The organism is Marinomonas phycocola (genome assembly GCF_047525455.1).
Taxonomy (GTDB): domain Bacteria; phylum Pseudomonadota; class Gammaproteobacteria; order Pseudomonadales; family Marinomonadaceae; genus Marinomonas.
In genome coordinates, this window is record NZ_JBLIXL010000001.1 from 223,850 (window position 1) to 237,420 (window position 13,571).

Below are 13,571 nucleotides of genomic sequence, written 5' to 3' on the forward strand. Positions count from 1 at the left end.
TTATGTTAGAAGGTCATTTACTTGAATGGCTCAATTTATTTGTTAGATGGTTCCATATCACGGCCGGTATTGCGTGGATAGGTGCATCATTTTATTTTAATTGGTTGGAAAATAATCTAGTTCGCAGTGGCCCACAAAAAGAAGGCATAGCGGGCTATTTATGGGCGATTCATGGAGGAGGAATTTATCGATTAGAGAAATACGAAACAGCACCAGAGGTTATGCCGAAAACCTTACATTGGTTTAAATGGGAGGCTTATACTACTTGGCTAACAGGTATGGGCTTGCTCATCGTGCAATATTACTTCAATGCCAGTTTGTATTTGATCGATCCAGCTGTGTTGGAACTCGCACCTTGGCAAGCCGTGATGATCAGTATGGTTTGTATTTTGGCTTCGTGGATCGTGTATGATTTGGCAAGTAATACACTAGCTCATAAACCCATGTTACTTACCATTTTAGGTTTGGGTAGCTTTGCTCTAGTAGCCTATGGCCTCTCTCTTATTTTTAGTGGGAGAGGCGCTTTTATAAATATAGGGGCTATGATCGGTACTATTATGGTTGCGAATGTTGCTCACGTCATTATGCCGTCTCAAAGAGCTTTGTTATCCGCGGTAGGAAAAGGCGAAGCGGTTGATCCTAAATACGGAGCCAAAGCGCTGCTTCGTTCTAGGCATAATAATTATTTAACGTTACCAATTTTATTCATAATGATAAGCAATCATTATCCTTCGACTTACGGAAGTGATCTGAATTGGTTGATATTAATGGTGCTTATTGTATTAAGCGCAGGAATCAGACATTACTTTAATATTCGCCACAAGCCGGAAAAATCTGTGTGGATTTTGCCTGTAGCCTGCCTTTGCTTATTAAGCTTAGCATGGGTTACGCAACCTGAAAGATATGTACTTCCGAAAAAAACTCAGATAAGTGACTCCACGGTTCAGGATCAACAGAGTTTGTCGGCGAGTAAAAATGTGAATAAACACGTTGTCAATGTAAAGACGAACCTAGAAAGTGGTGTCATAGAATCAAAGCAAGCGCCATTACTTGAAAGTCTGGATGAGAAAGTTCAGATGATTGTAGAGGCAAGATGCACGACGTGTCACAGTGCGCAACCTAGCTTTCAAATGTTTTCTACCCCACCAGCGGGCGTTATGTTTGACACGGCCGCACAGATTCAAACGCAGAGGATCAAAATTTATCAACAGTCTGTCTTGCAAAAAACCATGCCATTAGGGAACCTAACTAAAATGTTGGATGAAGAAAGAGCGACAGTAGAAGAGTGGTTTTTAGCACATGAATAGTGATATAAGTGTGAATTCAGCTCAATCCAGAAACAACATACAGTGTGAAAATAAAAAAGCTGATAGAACGGCCTTTTTAATTTTCTATTATTTTTAATTTTCAAACTTTGCATAATTACGTATTTGGTATGCGGTATTCCCAGATATGTTGATTTTCTGGAATGAATCCCACTTTTAATAAATACGCTTGGTATGCTTCTGTTTGAACATTGGCTGTTACTTTGGTGAAAGCAAACTTGCTAGCGAAATTGTTGTCCTCTCCAAATAAATAGTTCCCCAATTTGTAGTCACGATAAGCAGGAGTCACTATGTCTAAATCGATTTCAAAGTGACTTTTTGTGTGCTGAATGCCTGAAATAATGCCAACAACGTGCTCTTTTTCTGTTAGTAGAAAATATTCACGATTCGGCATGTTTAAGCGACGTTTAAAGTCTGGGTAAATTGCATCAATGTCTGCAGAAAAGAAGTCTAAAAAGTAACCGATGTAACCAGATTGCCCAGATTCTGAGCCACTTTCGATGACATTAAACACCACCTGTGAACGATAAATTTTAATAAGAAAGAAAATATTAATGCACGCAATAAATGCATTGACCGCAGCAACTGGGTAGGCTCCAATAATGAAGCCATAAGCAGAAAACGCAATGCCACCAGCAAGATTGATCCAGCGAAGCCGAACAATTGAGCTCATCATGAGAGATATTGCTACTAAAAATGATGCAACATACCCAAGAATTTCAACCCAGTTCATACAAAAACCTCAACATACTCATTTAATTCGCTCACAATAATAGGTGTCTTAGCCGCAGCATTTTTTAAATTTTTTAGTGGAACCGCAATGACATGGATCGTTACGACCAATGTTCATGTCGGGTGTTTTAATTAACGGTGTATTACCTTGTACTTCGTGCTCACCTGATGTGTAGTACCAAGTACCATTAATTCGTTTGAATAGAGAACGCTCGGACAAACGCCCTATGTGTTTGCCCTCTTTAAAGTGGGCGCAAAATGACACCATGCCGGTTTGGTCTTTCTCTCCACCGTCTTGTGTGTCGATAACTTCCAGTTTTATCCATTGGGTATGATCGTTACTGTCTGCAATGTCTCCAGCCGATTGTTCTTGGCCTGAGTCCAATTTTTGCGTGTCTTGAATGTAATCAAATTTATTCAAAGTAAATGCAGAATAACGAGACCTCATTAGGGTTTCTGCTGTTGGCGCCGTGCCAGGATTATTATGGTACATAGCGCAGCACATTTCATAAGGACGTGCTGTTCCGCACGGGCAATTACTCGGTGTCGGCATATTCTCTATCCTCTTGTCGCCAAAAAATCCCCAAGGTGCGTATAATACCTTTTATTTTATTGTCTAACAGGAATAATTAGTGACTTCTTCAGCACCTACCTCGTTTTTTTGGTTCGATTTTGAAACTACAGGCGTTGATCCAGCTAAAGACCGCCCCATACAGTTTGCAGGGATTCGTACAGACTTGGAATTTAACCTTATCGGCGAGCCAATTATGTTTTATTGCCGCTTAGCTGAAGATGTTTTGCCAAACCCTGAAGCTTGCTTATTGACAGGAATTGCCCCTCAAGATGCAAATAGGGAAGGCTTGTGCGAAGCTGAGTTTATGCAAGAAATCGAAAAAGAATTGTCTGTCCCTGGCACCTGTTCTCTTGGGTACAACACTTTAAGGTTTGATGATGAAGTGGTGCGCTTTAGTTTTTACCGCAATTTTATCGATGCATATGCACGTGAATGGCAAAATAATTGCTCCCGTTGGGATGTCATCGACTTGGTGAGAATGGCGTACGCTATTCGACCTGATGGAATTAAGTGGCCTACGGACGAGGAAGGTAACGTTTCTCTAAAATTGGAGTCTCTGACTAAGGCCAATGGCATTATGCACGAGCAGGCTCATGATGCATTATCAGATGTGTACGGCACGATCGAAATGGCGAAGTTAATTAAAGATAAACAGCCAAAGTTGTTTGACTATTATTTTAAAATGCGTCAAAAATCTGAGCTACAAACTTTTATTAATGCATTCAAAATGACGCCTTTCCTACATATATCCGGTATGTTTGGCCGAGATAAAAAATACGCTGCATTTGTGGTTCCGATTGCCCCTCACCCAACCAACAAGAATGGTGTGATATTATTTGATCTAATGGAAGATGCACAAGTTCTATTGGATTTATCTGTCGATGACATTCGTAATCGAGTATTCAGTAAAGCGGAGGATTTGGGAGGGGAGTCGCGTATTCCATTAAAAGTTGTGCATTACAATCGTTGCCCTGCGGTTGCTCCGAGTGCTTTTTTGAAGGACGCTTCTGTGGTGGAACGGTTGGCTCTAGATGGGGATGTGTGTCGTAAGAATTTGTCGATTATTAAAAATGCACAGGGATTAACAGAAAAAATATCACAAGTTTTTTTACAAGAATCCCGCCCCGTTCATAAGGATCCTGATGAAATGCTGTATTCGGGTGGGTTCTTTTCAAATGATGACAAAAAGCGCATGGAAATTATTCGTACAACGTCTCCAGAGCATTTATCTGAATTGTCTTTATCTTTTGATGATCGACGTTTACCTGAAATGCTAATGCGTTACATTGGGCGGAATTACCCTGATCAATTGTCCGATACTCAGCGTGAAGAGTGGGAAGAATATCGACGAGTTCGCCTGATGGAAGCGGATGGTGGTGGCAGTATTCATATGGACGCCTATTTCGCAAAACTCAATCAAATTGCACAAGATGAGGCGTTAACAAACGCTCGGCAAATCATGTTGCAAGACTTGGCAGACTACGGGCAAAGTATTTATCCTCTGAATGAAGAATACGAGTAAAAAGGAATCAGAATGAGTGAATTAAATCGTGGTACTTCTTGGTTGATTGGGCTGTCTGCCTTGGTGATTATCATTGCAGGTTTGAAGGCGGCGTCTGAAATTGTCGTGCCTTTTATGTTGTCTGCGTTCATTGCCATAATCTGCGCGCCTTTTTTAGCGGCTTTAAGGCGTCGAGGTGTGCCAACATGGATTGCGGTGACAATTATTGTATTGCTAATACTGATTAGCGTCGGATCTTTAGGGGTGTTTGTTGGGGCATCGTTAGATGGCTTCTATAAAGAGCTGCCAAATTATAAGATTCGCATGACCCAAGAGTTAGGGGGGATTATTGAGCTGCTTAATCGTTTTGGGCTGCATGTTTCTAGTGAACAATTAAGAGGATACTTTGACCCATCGGTTTTAATGCAGGTTGTTGCTAACACCCTGTCAGGTCTTGGAAATGTGTTGACGAATACGTTTCTAGTCATAATGACAGTAGTGTTCTTATTATTCGAAGCGGCAGACTTCCCTGAAAAGCTGTCACATGCATTGGGTGATGCTCGTTCTTCTCTGAAGAATTTTAAAGATTTCGCCAGTGCGGTGAACCGTTACTTAGCGATTAAAACCATTGTGAGCATTCTAACTGGTTGTGTGGTCAGTACTTGGTTGTTTATTTTGGGTGTCGACTTTCCCATACTGTGGGGGGTTTCTGCTTTTTTCCTGAATTTTGTGCCTAACATTGGTTCGATTATCGCAGCCATTCCTGCTGTTATGTTGGCGTTTGTGCAATTAGGCGGTTTTGCGGCAGGTTTAACGGCGCTTGGTTATGTGGTGATTAACTTAGTTGTCGGGAATATTATTGAGCCAAGATACATGGGGAAAGGATTAGGGCTTTCTACGTTAGTGGTCTTTTTATCATTGTTATTATGGGGCTGGGTATTTGGGCCGGTTGGTATGCTGTTATCGATCCCTCTGACAATCATTGTGAAAATTGCAATGGAAACCAACCCTAAAACCCATTGGGTTGCAGTGCTTTTGGGAGATCATTGACTATAATGTTTATGTCATGCTTTATTTTGGAATAGAGTTATAATTACATTTAGTGATTCTAAGTAAAAACGCTTTGAAGGTAAAAAATGTCTCTCTTTAAAAAAATATTTATAACTTTTTCGCTTATGCTTGTATTTCTTTCAGGTATTTTAACCGTTGTGTCTATCTACAATATCAATAAGCAAACGCAAGTAACCATTGAAGACGATTTATTGCACATAGGGAAGGTTAACGCTACTCGATTATCGAACTGGTTGAAAGTTCAGCGAGATGGGGTGGTGTCTTTATCAAAAGCGGTTCGTGGAAAAACAGAACATGCGGATATCGCAGAAATGTTAGTTGCTGTGCAAGAAGGTGTTGGTTTATCAAAAGCATATTATGGTTTGCCAAATGGGGATATGCATATGCCAGAAGGTTTGAACATAATCAAAAACTACGATCCAAGAAAAAGAGGGTGGTATAAAGCTGCATTAGAGAGTGATGATGTGATTACTACAGCCCCTTTCACCTCTGCTGCATCAGGTGCACTGATTGTTAGTGTGGCTAAAAAAGTGATAAACAATGGTCATACTCTGGGGGTTATGGCCGGCACTATCAATTTAGGTTATATGTTGGAGACAATTAAAGGGCTATATGTTCCTGGTGATGGTTTTGCGTTTATCGTTGCGCAAAACGGTACTGTTATCGTACATCCTGAATCGGCATTTAATACTAAGCCTATTTCAGAATTAGATACAGATTTAACCCTTAATATGATTCAAGATGATAGTTTAAATGACATGGTTTTTGAATTGAACTTTGATGGTGAAGGTTATTTTGTTTCTAAAACGCCTTTAGAAGGAACGAACTTCTATCTTATCATGTCAGGTCAGCAATCTGTATTGTTTCAACCAGTCAAAGACTTAATGAATTTCTTGATTGTATTGGCTATTGTGTTAATTGTTGTTTTCTTAGTGATTGCCTCAAAAGGTATTAAAATTTTGCTTTCTAGTTTGACGACAGTTTCTAGTGCATTGCAATTGGCTGCTGAAGGTAATGGGGATTTAACGAAACGTATCCCGGTTAATTCATCCGATGAGATTGGTCGGCTTGCTAGTAATTTCAATAATTTCGCGCAACATTTACAAGATATTTTATTGAAAATTGAAGATGTAACATCTGAATTAACGACGGAAGCTAAATCGGTTTCTAATTCGGCGGCGAATCAAATTAAAAGTACAAAAGCTCAGCAAGATGAAATTACTATGGTAGCTACTGCAGTGACTGAAATGTCGTCAGCAACGCATGAAATAGCAAAAAATGCTGAAAAAACAGCAAGAGCGTCAAACCATTCTGTGGAAATAGGAAACCAGGGTCAAGTGGTGGCTGAAAGTTGCGAGGTTTCCATTAATAAACTGTCTAGTGAGGTAAATAGCGCGACTAGTATTATTTCTCAATTAGAGAAACAAAGTCTTCAAGTTAACTCTATCGTGGAGACTATTAGTGGTATTGCAGAACAAACAAATTTACTGGCTTTAAATGCTGCGATTGAAGCGGCTCGTGCAGGTGAACAAGGACGTGGTTTTGCTGTGGTTGCTGATGAGGTTAGGGTTTTATCGCAACGCACTCATCAGTCGACGGAAGAAATTTCATCAATGATTACTTCATTCAACGAAACTATATTGGTTGCAGTTAAGTCCATGGAGAACTGTCATGAGTTAGCTGTATTCAGTGTTAAAAATGCATCTGAAACGAACAGCAGCTTCGCTAAAATTAAAGACTCTATTCAAGAAATTAATGATATGTCGGCTTACATCGCTACTGCCGCTGAAGAGCAAAATCAAGTGACTGGTGAAGTGGCGAGAAGCACGGAGTCCATTAAAAATGCGTCATTAGACTTTTTTGAAAATGCCGAGAATGGAGCGGGTCAATCTAAACACCTAAATCAATTAGCGATTAATTTAGATTCCTTGTTAAGGCAGTTTACACTGCGTTAGTTTATTAAGATTTTGCTAAACAACCTGAATTCAAATGACAAGGTTGATTCTTTCCGTACAATATTTTTCATCTATATTGTATGATTAATAATATTGTACGGAAGTATGAAAGCGTTATTTAATTAGTTGCATAACAGTTGCATAACGTGCTTTAAGTTGCGTTCAGTATGGAAAGGGTAATGAGTATCAAGCGTTTCGATATTTTTGATTCGATCTAATCGGAAATGACGGTAGTCATCTCGGGACTCACACCATGCGGTTAACGTCCACCGCTGCCCCCAAAAGATAAGGCCCAAAGGCCAAAGGCAGCGACGACTTAATTGTCCCTTTTCATCACTGTAATGAATGAAGATTTTATAGTGTGCTTCACAGGCTTGGCGCAATATTCCATGGACGATGCGATTGTCCAGAGTGTTATTAAATGAGGGAACTTCGTAAGGTAGATTGCTTGCTTGGGTTAATAAATCATCAGGCAGTATGCTTAGAATTTTAGCTGAGGCACTGTTGGCTGCTTTGGCTAACTCAGGGTCTGTCCATGCTTGCACCATTTTACTTCCTAACAGCAATGCCAGGCTTTCCTCCGCACTGAACATCAATGGTGGGAGGTGATATCCCGCTCGTAAGAAGTAACCAACCCCAGCTTCACCTTCAATGGGAACGCCGGAACACAGTAGAGCGTCAATGTCTCGATAGATGGTTCTTAGGGACACTTCAAGCGTATCGCTGAGCTGTTGGCCTGTTATTGCCGTTCTACGGCCACGCATTAGTGTGAGAATTTGAAATAACCGCTCCGCTTTACGCATTATTTCCTCTTTATTGAAAAACCATTCTTATTTAAGTGGGTGGTACCTACAATAAACAAGAATGGTGTGTCTATGGTATGTATCTTAAAGGGGAAAGACACATGGTTTTTTTGGGGTTGTTGCTTTTATTACATAGCGTCATGAGCGACTTGTGTCATGACTTCTAAATGCTGCATGATCACAGTCGATCCGTCAATAAATTCCATCATCGCTTGCCCTTCGGTTGTACTACCAAATGCCTTACTGGCATCTAATGCGCACTTCATGTCTTGCCAATAGATAATATCTATCCATACACCTTCAGCAGACTTGGCCAAACTCCTATATAAAAAACCTTTTTGCTCTTTTACCCAAAGGTTGAGGTTGTTACTTGATGCAATTAAATCCTTTTCAGATGCGTCTTGTTTTAAGCGATATTGTACCTGTTCAACAATGTTCGTCATTTTCTTTTCCTTTGATTGTAAAAAATATTTGAATGAGTGTTTCTGGAGCGAGGAAAAGTATAAGTCACCCCTACTGACAGTGTAGTGTCAGTAGGGTTTGGTAGGGATAAAATATACTGGATAAACGTTGGAGAGCTAAACAAAGGAAGAGAGTTAGGAACAATCAGTAAATGGGAGGAATAAAGTGCTCTTTAGATATTTATGGTGCTTTTAATTTGTACTAACAAACGCTCTGTACTGCTGTTTTTTTATTGTTCTTCTTAGACTGAGCGGTGGATACTTGATTATTAGATAATACTGTTTTGTTTGTGCGGAACTAGCTGATTTCTTTGCTTTTAGAGAGTTTTTTGTATTTTTTAGTGGATTCTGATCGGTTTTGATAGGAAGTGATGTCAGTTAAAATCCATTTGTTAAATTCCTGTACTATTGTTTTTATTGATCAGCTTGACAAATGGCGGCTTTCGACTTTAATTAGTCGCATATTAGCAAGAACTCGACTGGCGTAATTTTCTAATATGTTGTAGTATTCGGCACCGAGTTTTTTACTCGAGTATTTGTAAGGCTATTCTAAAAATGAATGGGCCTTGCTCCATCAATTAAAAGGTATTCATTTACATGTCTGACGCTGATAATCAGCCTACATTTGTTTCGTTGGGCCTTGCTGCCCCTATTCTTAAAGCGGTTGCTGATCTCGGTTACGAGCAGCCATCGGCTATCCAAGCGCAAAGTATTCCATTCTTATTAGAAGGTCATGACCTTCTAGGGCAAGCGCAGACGGGTACTGGTAAGACAGCGGCGTTTGCGCTACCGCTGTTATCGCGCATAGACGTTGCAGATAAAACAACCCAATTGTTGGTGCTTGCGCCAACTCGTGAGCTAGCAATTCAGGTTTCTGAAGCATTTCAAAGTTATGCTCGTCATTTACCAGACTTCCACGTATTGCCAATTTACGGTGGCATGTCTTACGACACTCAACTACGTCAACTACGTCGTGGTGTGCAAGTGGTTGTAGGTACTCCTGGCCGCGTAATGGATCATATTCGTCGTAAAACACTGAAGTTGGATGGCATTAAGTCATTGGTTTTAGATGAAGCTGATGAAATGTTACGTATGGGATTCATCGACGATGTTGAGTGGATTCTTGAACAAATTCCTTCTCAGCGTCAAATTGCTTTGTTCTCTGCGACGATGCCAAATGTGATTCGTCAAGTGGCTAACCGCCATTTGAATAATCCAAAAGAAGTGAAAATTGTTACCAAAACATCAACAGCAATGACAATCACTCAAAAATACTGGCAAGTAAGTGGGTTGCATAAACTTGATGCCTTGACTCGTATTCTTGAAATGAGTGAACACGATGGCATGATCATTTTTGTTCGCACAAAAGCCGCGACGGTTGAACTTGCAGAAAAATTGACTGCTCGCGGCCATGCTTGTGAAGCATTAAATGGTGATATTAGTCAGAATCTACGTGAACGTACGGTTGATCGTATTAAGAGTGGACAGATTGATATTCTTGTTGCGACGGACGTAGTGGCTCGTGGTCTCGATGTGGAGCGTGTAAGTCATGTTGTAAACTATGACATTCCATACGACACAGAATCTTACGTTCACCGTATTGGTCGAACTGGTCGTGCTGGTCGTTCCGGTACTGCAATTTTGTTTGTTGCGCCTCGTGAGCGTCGAATGTTGCAAGCGATTGAGCGTGCAACACGTCAGCCAATTGAAAAAATGCAATTGCCAACGGCTTCTGACATTAATCAACAACGTATTGAACGCTTTAAACAGGGCATTACAGATACAATTGACAATGTTAATCTGGATTTCTTTTTGGAGCTTGTTCAGGGGTATCAAAAAGAGAACGACCAAGATCCAATTAAAACAGCCGCGGCTTTGGCTTATCTAGCTCAAGTAAAAACGCCTCTACTCTTGAATGAAATGGAAGTTCGTCAAGAAAGGCGTGAGCGTAGCAACGATCGTAACGAGCGTCGTGAGCGTGGTGATCGATCTGAACGTCCACCTCGTAAACAGAATCCAGTGACTAAAGAGCCTATGCCTCTTAAAGACGATCCAAGTATCGACATGACTCGTTATGTTGTTCAGGTGGGTTATCGTGATGGTGTTAAGCCAGGTAATATTGTAGGTGCGATTGCGAATGAAGCGGAAATTGAAAGTCGTTACATTGGGCACATCGAAATTTATGAAGATTTTGCGACTGTTGATTTACCAACTGAATTAGCAAAAACGTCAATGCCTAAATTATCTGCTACACGTATTTGCGGTCAAAAGACTGACATTGCGATATTAGAAGATGCGGATGCGTTAAATAACCGCACGGCTTCTGGTGCTCGTGATGGTGGTCGTCGTCGTGATGGTGGTCGCCGTGATGGTGGTCGTCGCAACTCCAGTGGTGGTGAGCGTCGTCGTCGCAGTAATGGTGAAGGCGGTGAAAGACGCCCGCGCCCTCCACGTCGTGATAGCTAACGTTAATTGATTTTTCAAAAAGACTGCTCTAAGCGGTCTTTTTTTTGCCTATAGCTTTTGGATTTTGCTTGTCTATGGGAAAATGGCCCAAAAAAGTGCTTTAGGAAATTGCTGTTGTATGTCAGAGCATACATAGTAATGCTAAAAATAAGATAAATATGTCATCTTTTCTTTTTATTTTAAAATGTGGTGTGTTGTTATTTATATTGTATCTTGTGGTTAGGTTCGTTTTTTTATGCATTTTTGCACGGAGTGCGCTTTGAGGCAGCATTATTGCTCTGTTGAATTCATCTTTAGTCTTGAGCTTGTTGTTTTGGTTTAAAGGTTGGAATTGCTTTGTTCCTAACGTTTTTCTCGGTTACTTTCTATTGGTTAATGGGTTTTCATTGGTTTTAAATCTATTGATTCTGGGTATTTCCCTTACACTGGAAAGCGAAGAGGTTCCGAAAGTTTATCAATGATGAAAGATGTTCGATGCAGACCTCGCAACTGGTGGTGGAATATTGGTTGCTAGTTGTGATTACGTGCAGCACTTTATTTCTTATTATTGCTATGGCATCAATGAAAAATAGGCTTCCACAGTTAAAGGTGGGTATTGGAGGTTATGTTTTAGTAAGTCTGGTATTTGTTCTTGGCTTGATGTTTTTAGCGCGGGGCGGATTGCAGTCAAAGCCCATTTATAGCTTGATTGCATACAGTTGGCCAAGTCCTGACTTAGGGCCTTTGGTATTGAATACGCCATTTACTTTTATGAGAGAGAAGGTAAGTGAGATTAAGAGAATGGGCTTCTACGAGAGTGAAAAAGAAGCGTATTTTGACACTCCTAGAGATCTCGCTATTTGCGAGCAGCTTCAGCCTTGCTCAATAGCTTTCTCAACCGACTTTCGTTCCAAATTATCTGCTGTATTTCGTAAAGCTACTACGGCAGCAAATGCTTCTTCCAGATTATCAATTGAAGCCATTTATCACCTCTCTCAAAAACTAGATTCGTCAATTTTAGTTGACGACAAATATTTAGTTAACCCATTTAAAATCATATAAAATAACAAGACTACAAGGTTAACTTGATCCAAACCAAAAATATCGTCAACAAAAATTGACTTTAACGTTACAACAATGCATGTGTGCAGCTTTATATAAATGGTTTGATCGATAATAACCATTACCCAATTTTAATGAAATCAACTCAATAGGCAGAGTATGAATCAAATTACGATAGTAAAACCAGACGATTGGCACTTACATTTTAGAGATGGCGATATGTTACAAGAAACGGTGCCAGCGACTGCGCGCTGTTTCTCAAGAGCGATTGTTATGCCAAATTTGGTTCCACCTGTTACAACGGGTGCTTTGGTCGCTGAATATCGGCAGAGAATTCTATCGGCGCGTCCGGTGGGCTCTGACTTTGAGCCTTTAATGACGATTTATCTTACAGATAAAACATCCATTGAAGACATTAGGCAGGCGAAAGCGGCTGGTGCTGTTGCTGCGAAAATGTATCCTGCTGGTGCGACGACAAACTCGGATTCAGGGGTGAATTCGTTAGACTCACTTTATCCTGTGTTTGAAACCTTGGCCGAAGAGGGTATGTTGCTTTTAATTCATGGTGAAGTGACGCAGAAACACGTTGATATTTTTGATCGTGAAAAAGAGTTTATTGATCAACACATGGTGAAAATTGTAGAGCGTGTTCCTCAATTGAAAGTGGTTTTTGAACACATTACAACGGCTGACGCAGCGGAATTTGTATTGTCTGCACGAGATGGTGTGGCGGCAACGATTACCCCTCAGCATTTATTGCTCAATCGTAATGATATGCTGGATGGTGGTATTCGCCCTCATAATTACTGCTTGCCGATTCTGAAGCGCCAGTCTCATCAAGAAGCGCTTCGAGCGGTAGTGGCATCGGGTTCTAATCGATTCTTTTTAGGGACGGATTCCGCTCCTCATGCGAAGCATAGAAAAGAATCGGATTGTGGTTGTGCAGGTTGCTACAGTGCATGGTCAGCGCTAGAGCTTTACACGCAAGTGTTTGATGAGTTGGGCGCATTGGATAAATTGGAAGGTTTTGCTAGTTTACATGGTGCGGATTTCTATGGCTTGTCGCGTAATACAGAGACCGTGACTTTGGTTAAAGAGTCGTGGCGTGTACCAGAAAGCATTGTTCTTCCTGGTGGTGATTTGATCGTGCCATTCTTTGCTGGGAAAGAAGTAAGTTGGACATTAAAAGCGTGATACAGAATACGTATAACTGACTGGATAGGTAACGCAAGAGGAGTCAACGCATTATGTGTGTTGACTTTTTTGTGCCAAAAAAAACGTAATAACTGTAAAATTTAAAAATAGGATTGAATTTTTGAGATTGTAATTTAATTGGATACTATAGATGGTGCGGATGGAGAGACTCGAACTCTCACGCCGTGAAGCACTGGAACCTAAATCCAGCGTGTCTACCAATTCCACCACATCCGCATAAATGAAGTGCGATGAATAGTACGCTTTTTAAATATTAGGGCAAGTGTTTTTTAAGGAACTTAACGAATAGATGCAATAGATGAATTATTTTAATGTTTCCCACGGATATAAATCAGGAATACAGTTGAGACATGTGAAATAGAACATGATTAAATAAAGAAATTCTAATGTGAGACCTTTACACGACTACTACGCTTGTTAATACTTT

Annotated in this window: 11 protein-coding genes and 1 tRNA gene; 7 read left to right on the forward strand and 5 right to left on the reverse strand. The window is 40.5% G+C overall.

Going from position 1 to position 13,571, the window contains the following annotated elements; all coding sequences use genetic code 11:
• Positions 1-2 precede the first annotated feature (2 nt).
• Positions 3-1,307 (forward strand): urate hydroxylase PuuD, encoded by a 1,305-nt coding sequence (locus ACMUMJ_RS01100; RefSeq protein ID WP_414676951.1) that lies wholly within the window; start codon positions 3-5, stop codon positions 1,305-1,307.
• Positions 1,308-1,422: 115 nt separating this feature from the next.
• Here ACMUMJ_RS01100 and ACMUMJ_RS01105 read toward each other — a convergent pair whose 3' ends face one another.
• Both ACMUMJ_RS01105 and ACMUMJ_RS01110 read right to left on the reverse strand, forming a co-directional pair.
• On the reverse strand, positions 1,423-2,058 hold the full coding sequence (locus ACMUMJ_RS01105; RefSeq protein ID WP_414676952.1) for a GNAT family N-acetyltransferase: 636 nt from the start codon (positions 2,056-2,058) through the stop codon (positions 1,423-1,425).
• 48 nt (positions 2,059-2,106) lie between these two features.
• Positions 2,107-2,610 carry a YchJ family protein gene (locus ACMUMJ_RS01110; protein ID WP_414676953.1) on the reverse strand — a complete coding sequence of 168 codons (504 nt, stop codon included), beginning with the start codon at positions 2,608-2,610 and terminating at the stop codon, positions 2,107-2,109.
• Between the two features lie 79 nt (positions 2,611-2,689).
• Between ACMUMJ_RS01110 and sbcB the strand changes: the two genes are divergently transcribed.
• The 3 genes from sbcB (at position 2,690) to ACMUMJ_RS01125 (ending at position 7,158) form a co-directional block, all read left to right on the forward strand.
• Positions 2,690-4,153 carry an exodeoxyribonuclease I gene (gene sbcB, locus ACMUMJ_RS01115; protein ID WP_414676954.1) on the forward strand — a complete coding sequence of 488 codons (1,464 nt, stop codon included), beginning with the start codon at positions 2,690-2,692 and terminating at the stop codon, positions 4,151-4,153.
• A gap of 12 nt (positions 4,154-4,165) precedes the next feature.
• Positions 4,166-5,182, forward strand: a complete 1,017-nt coding sequence (locus tag ACMUMJ_RS01120; protein ID WP_414676955.1) for an AI-2E family transporter — start codon at positions 4,166-4,168, stop codon at positions 5,180-5,182.
• A 158-nt stretch (positions 5,183-5,340) separates the two neighbouring features.
• On the forward strand, positions 5,341-7,158 hold the full coding sequence (locus ACMUMJ_RS01125; RefSeq protein WP_414676956.1) for a methyl-accepting chemotaxis protein: 1,818 nt from the start codon (positions 5,341-5,343) through the stop codon (positions 7,156-7,158).
• Between the two features lie 122 nt (positions 7,159-7,280).
• Here the strand turns inward: ACMUMJ_RS01125 and ACMUMJ_RS01130 are convergent, their stop codons facing one another.
• Positions 7,281-7,961, reverse strand: coding sequence for a helix-turn-helix transcriptional regulator (locus ACMUMJ_RS01130; protein WP_414676957.1), 681 nt, complete (start codon positions 7,959-7,961; stop codon positions 7,281-7,283).
• Positions 7,962-8,089: 128 nt separating this feature from the next.
• The gene (locus ACMUMJ_RS01135) at positions 8,090-8,404 is read right to left on the reverse strand and encodes a hypothetical protein (protein ID WP_414676958.1); all 315 of its coding nucleotides are present in this window, start codon (positions 8,402-8,404) and stop codon (positions 8,090-8,092) included.
• A gap of 615 nt (positions 8,405-9,019) precedes the next feature.
• On the opposite strand from ACMUMJ_RS01135, the gene ACMUMJ_RS01140 reads away from it, so the two are divergent.
• The 3 genes from ACMUMJ_RS01140 to pyrC all read left to right on the forward strand — a co-directional run bounded on the left by ACMUMJ_RS01140 (position 9,020) and on the right by pyrC (position 13,123).
• Positions 9,020-10,888 carry a DEAD/DEAH box helicase gene (locus tag ACMUMJ_RS01140; RefSeq protein WP_414676959.1) on the forward strand — a complete coding sequence of 623 codons (1,869 nt, stop codon included), beginning with the start codon at positions 9,020-9,022 and terminating at the stop codon, positions 10,886-10,888.
• A gap of 474 nt (positions 10,889-11,362) precedes the next feature.
• Positions 11,363-11,929, forward strand: coding sequence for a hypothetical protein (locus tag ACMUMJ_RS01145; RefSeq protein WP_414676960.1), 567 nt, complete (start codon positions 11,363-11,365; stop codon positions 11,927-11,929).
• A gap of 159 nt (positions 11,930-12,088) precedes the next feature.
• A complete protein-coding gene (gene pyrC, locus ACMUMJ_RS01150) occupies positions 12,089-13,123 on the forward strand; it encodes a dihydroorotase (protein ID WP_414676961.1) in 1,035 nt (344 codons plus the stop codon).
• Positions 13,124-13,275: 152 nt separating this feature from the next.
• On the opposite strand, the gene ACMUMJ_RS01155 is transcribed toward pyrC, so the two are convergent.
• Positions 13,276-13,360 (reverse strand) — tRNA-Leu (locus tag ACMUMJ_RS01155).
• Positions 13,361-13,571 lie beyond the last annotated feature (211 nt).

Coding starts and splice junctions, on each gene's coding strand:
- ACMUMJ_RS01135 (WP_414676958.1), bottom strand. CDS start 8,404: ATGACGAACATTGTTGAACAGGTACAATATCGCTTAAAACAAGACGCA.
- ACMUMJ_RS01130 (WP_414676957.1), bottom strand. CDS start 7,961: ATGCGTAAAGCGGAGCGGTTATTTCAAATTCTCACACTAATGCGTGGC.
- pyrC (WP_414676961.1), top strand. CDS start 12,089: ATGAATCAAATTACGATAGTAAAACCAGACGATTGGCACTTACATTTT.
- ACMUMJ_RS01140 (WP_414676959.1), top strand. CDS start 9,020: ATGTCTGACGCTGATAATCAGCCTACATTTGTTTCGTTGGGCCTTGCT.
- ACMUMJ_RS01110 (WP_414676953.1), bottom strand. CDS start 2,610: ATGCCGACACCGAGTAATTGCCCGTGCGGAACAGCACGTCCTTATGAA.
- ACMUMJ_RS01120 (WP_414676955.1), top strand. CDS start 4,166: ATGAGTGAATTAAATCGTGGTACTTCTTGGTTGATTGGGCTGTCTGCC.
- ACMUMJ_RS01145 (WP_414676960.1), top strand. CDS start 11,363: ATGCAGACCTCGCAACTGGTGGTGGAATATTGGTTGCTAGTTGTGATT.
- ACMUMJ_RS01105 (WP_414676952.1), bottom strand. CDS start 2,058: ATGAACTGGGTTGAAATTCTTGGGTATGTTGCATCATTTTTAGTAGCA.
- ACMUMJ_RS01100 (WP_414676951.1), top strand. CDS start 3: ATGTTAGAAGGTCATTTACTTGAATGGCTCAATTTATTTGTTAGATGG.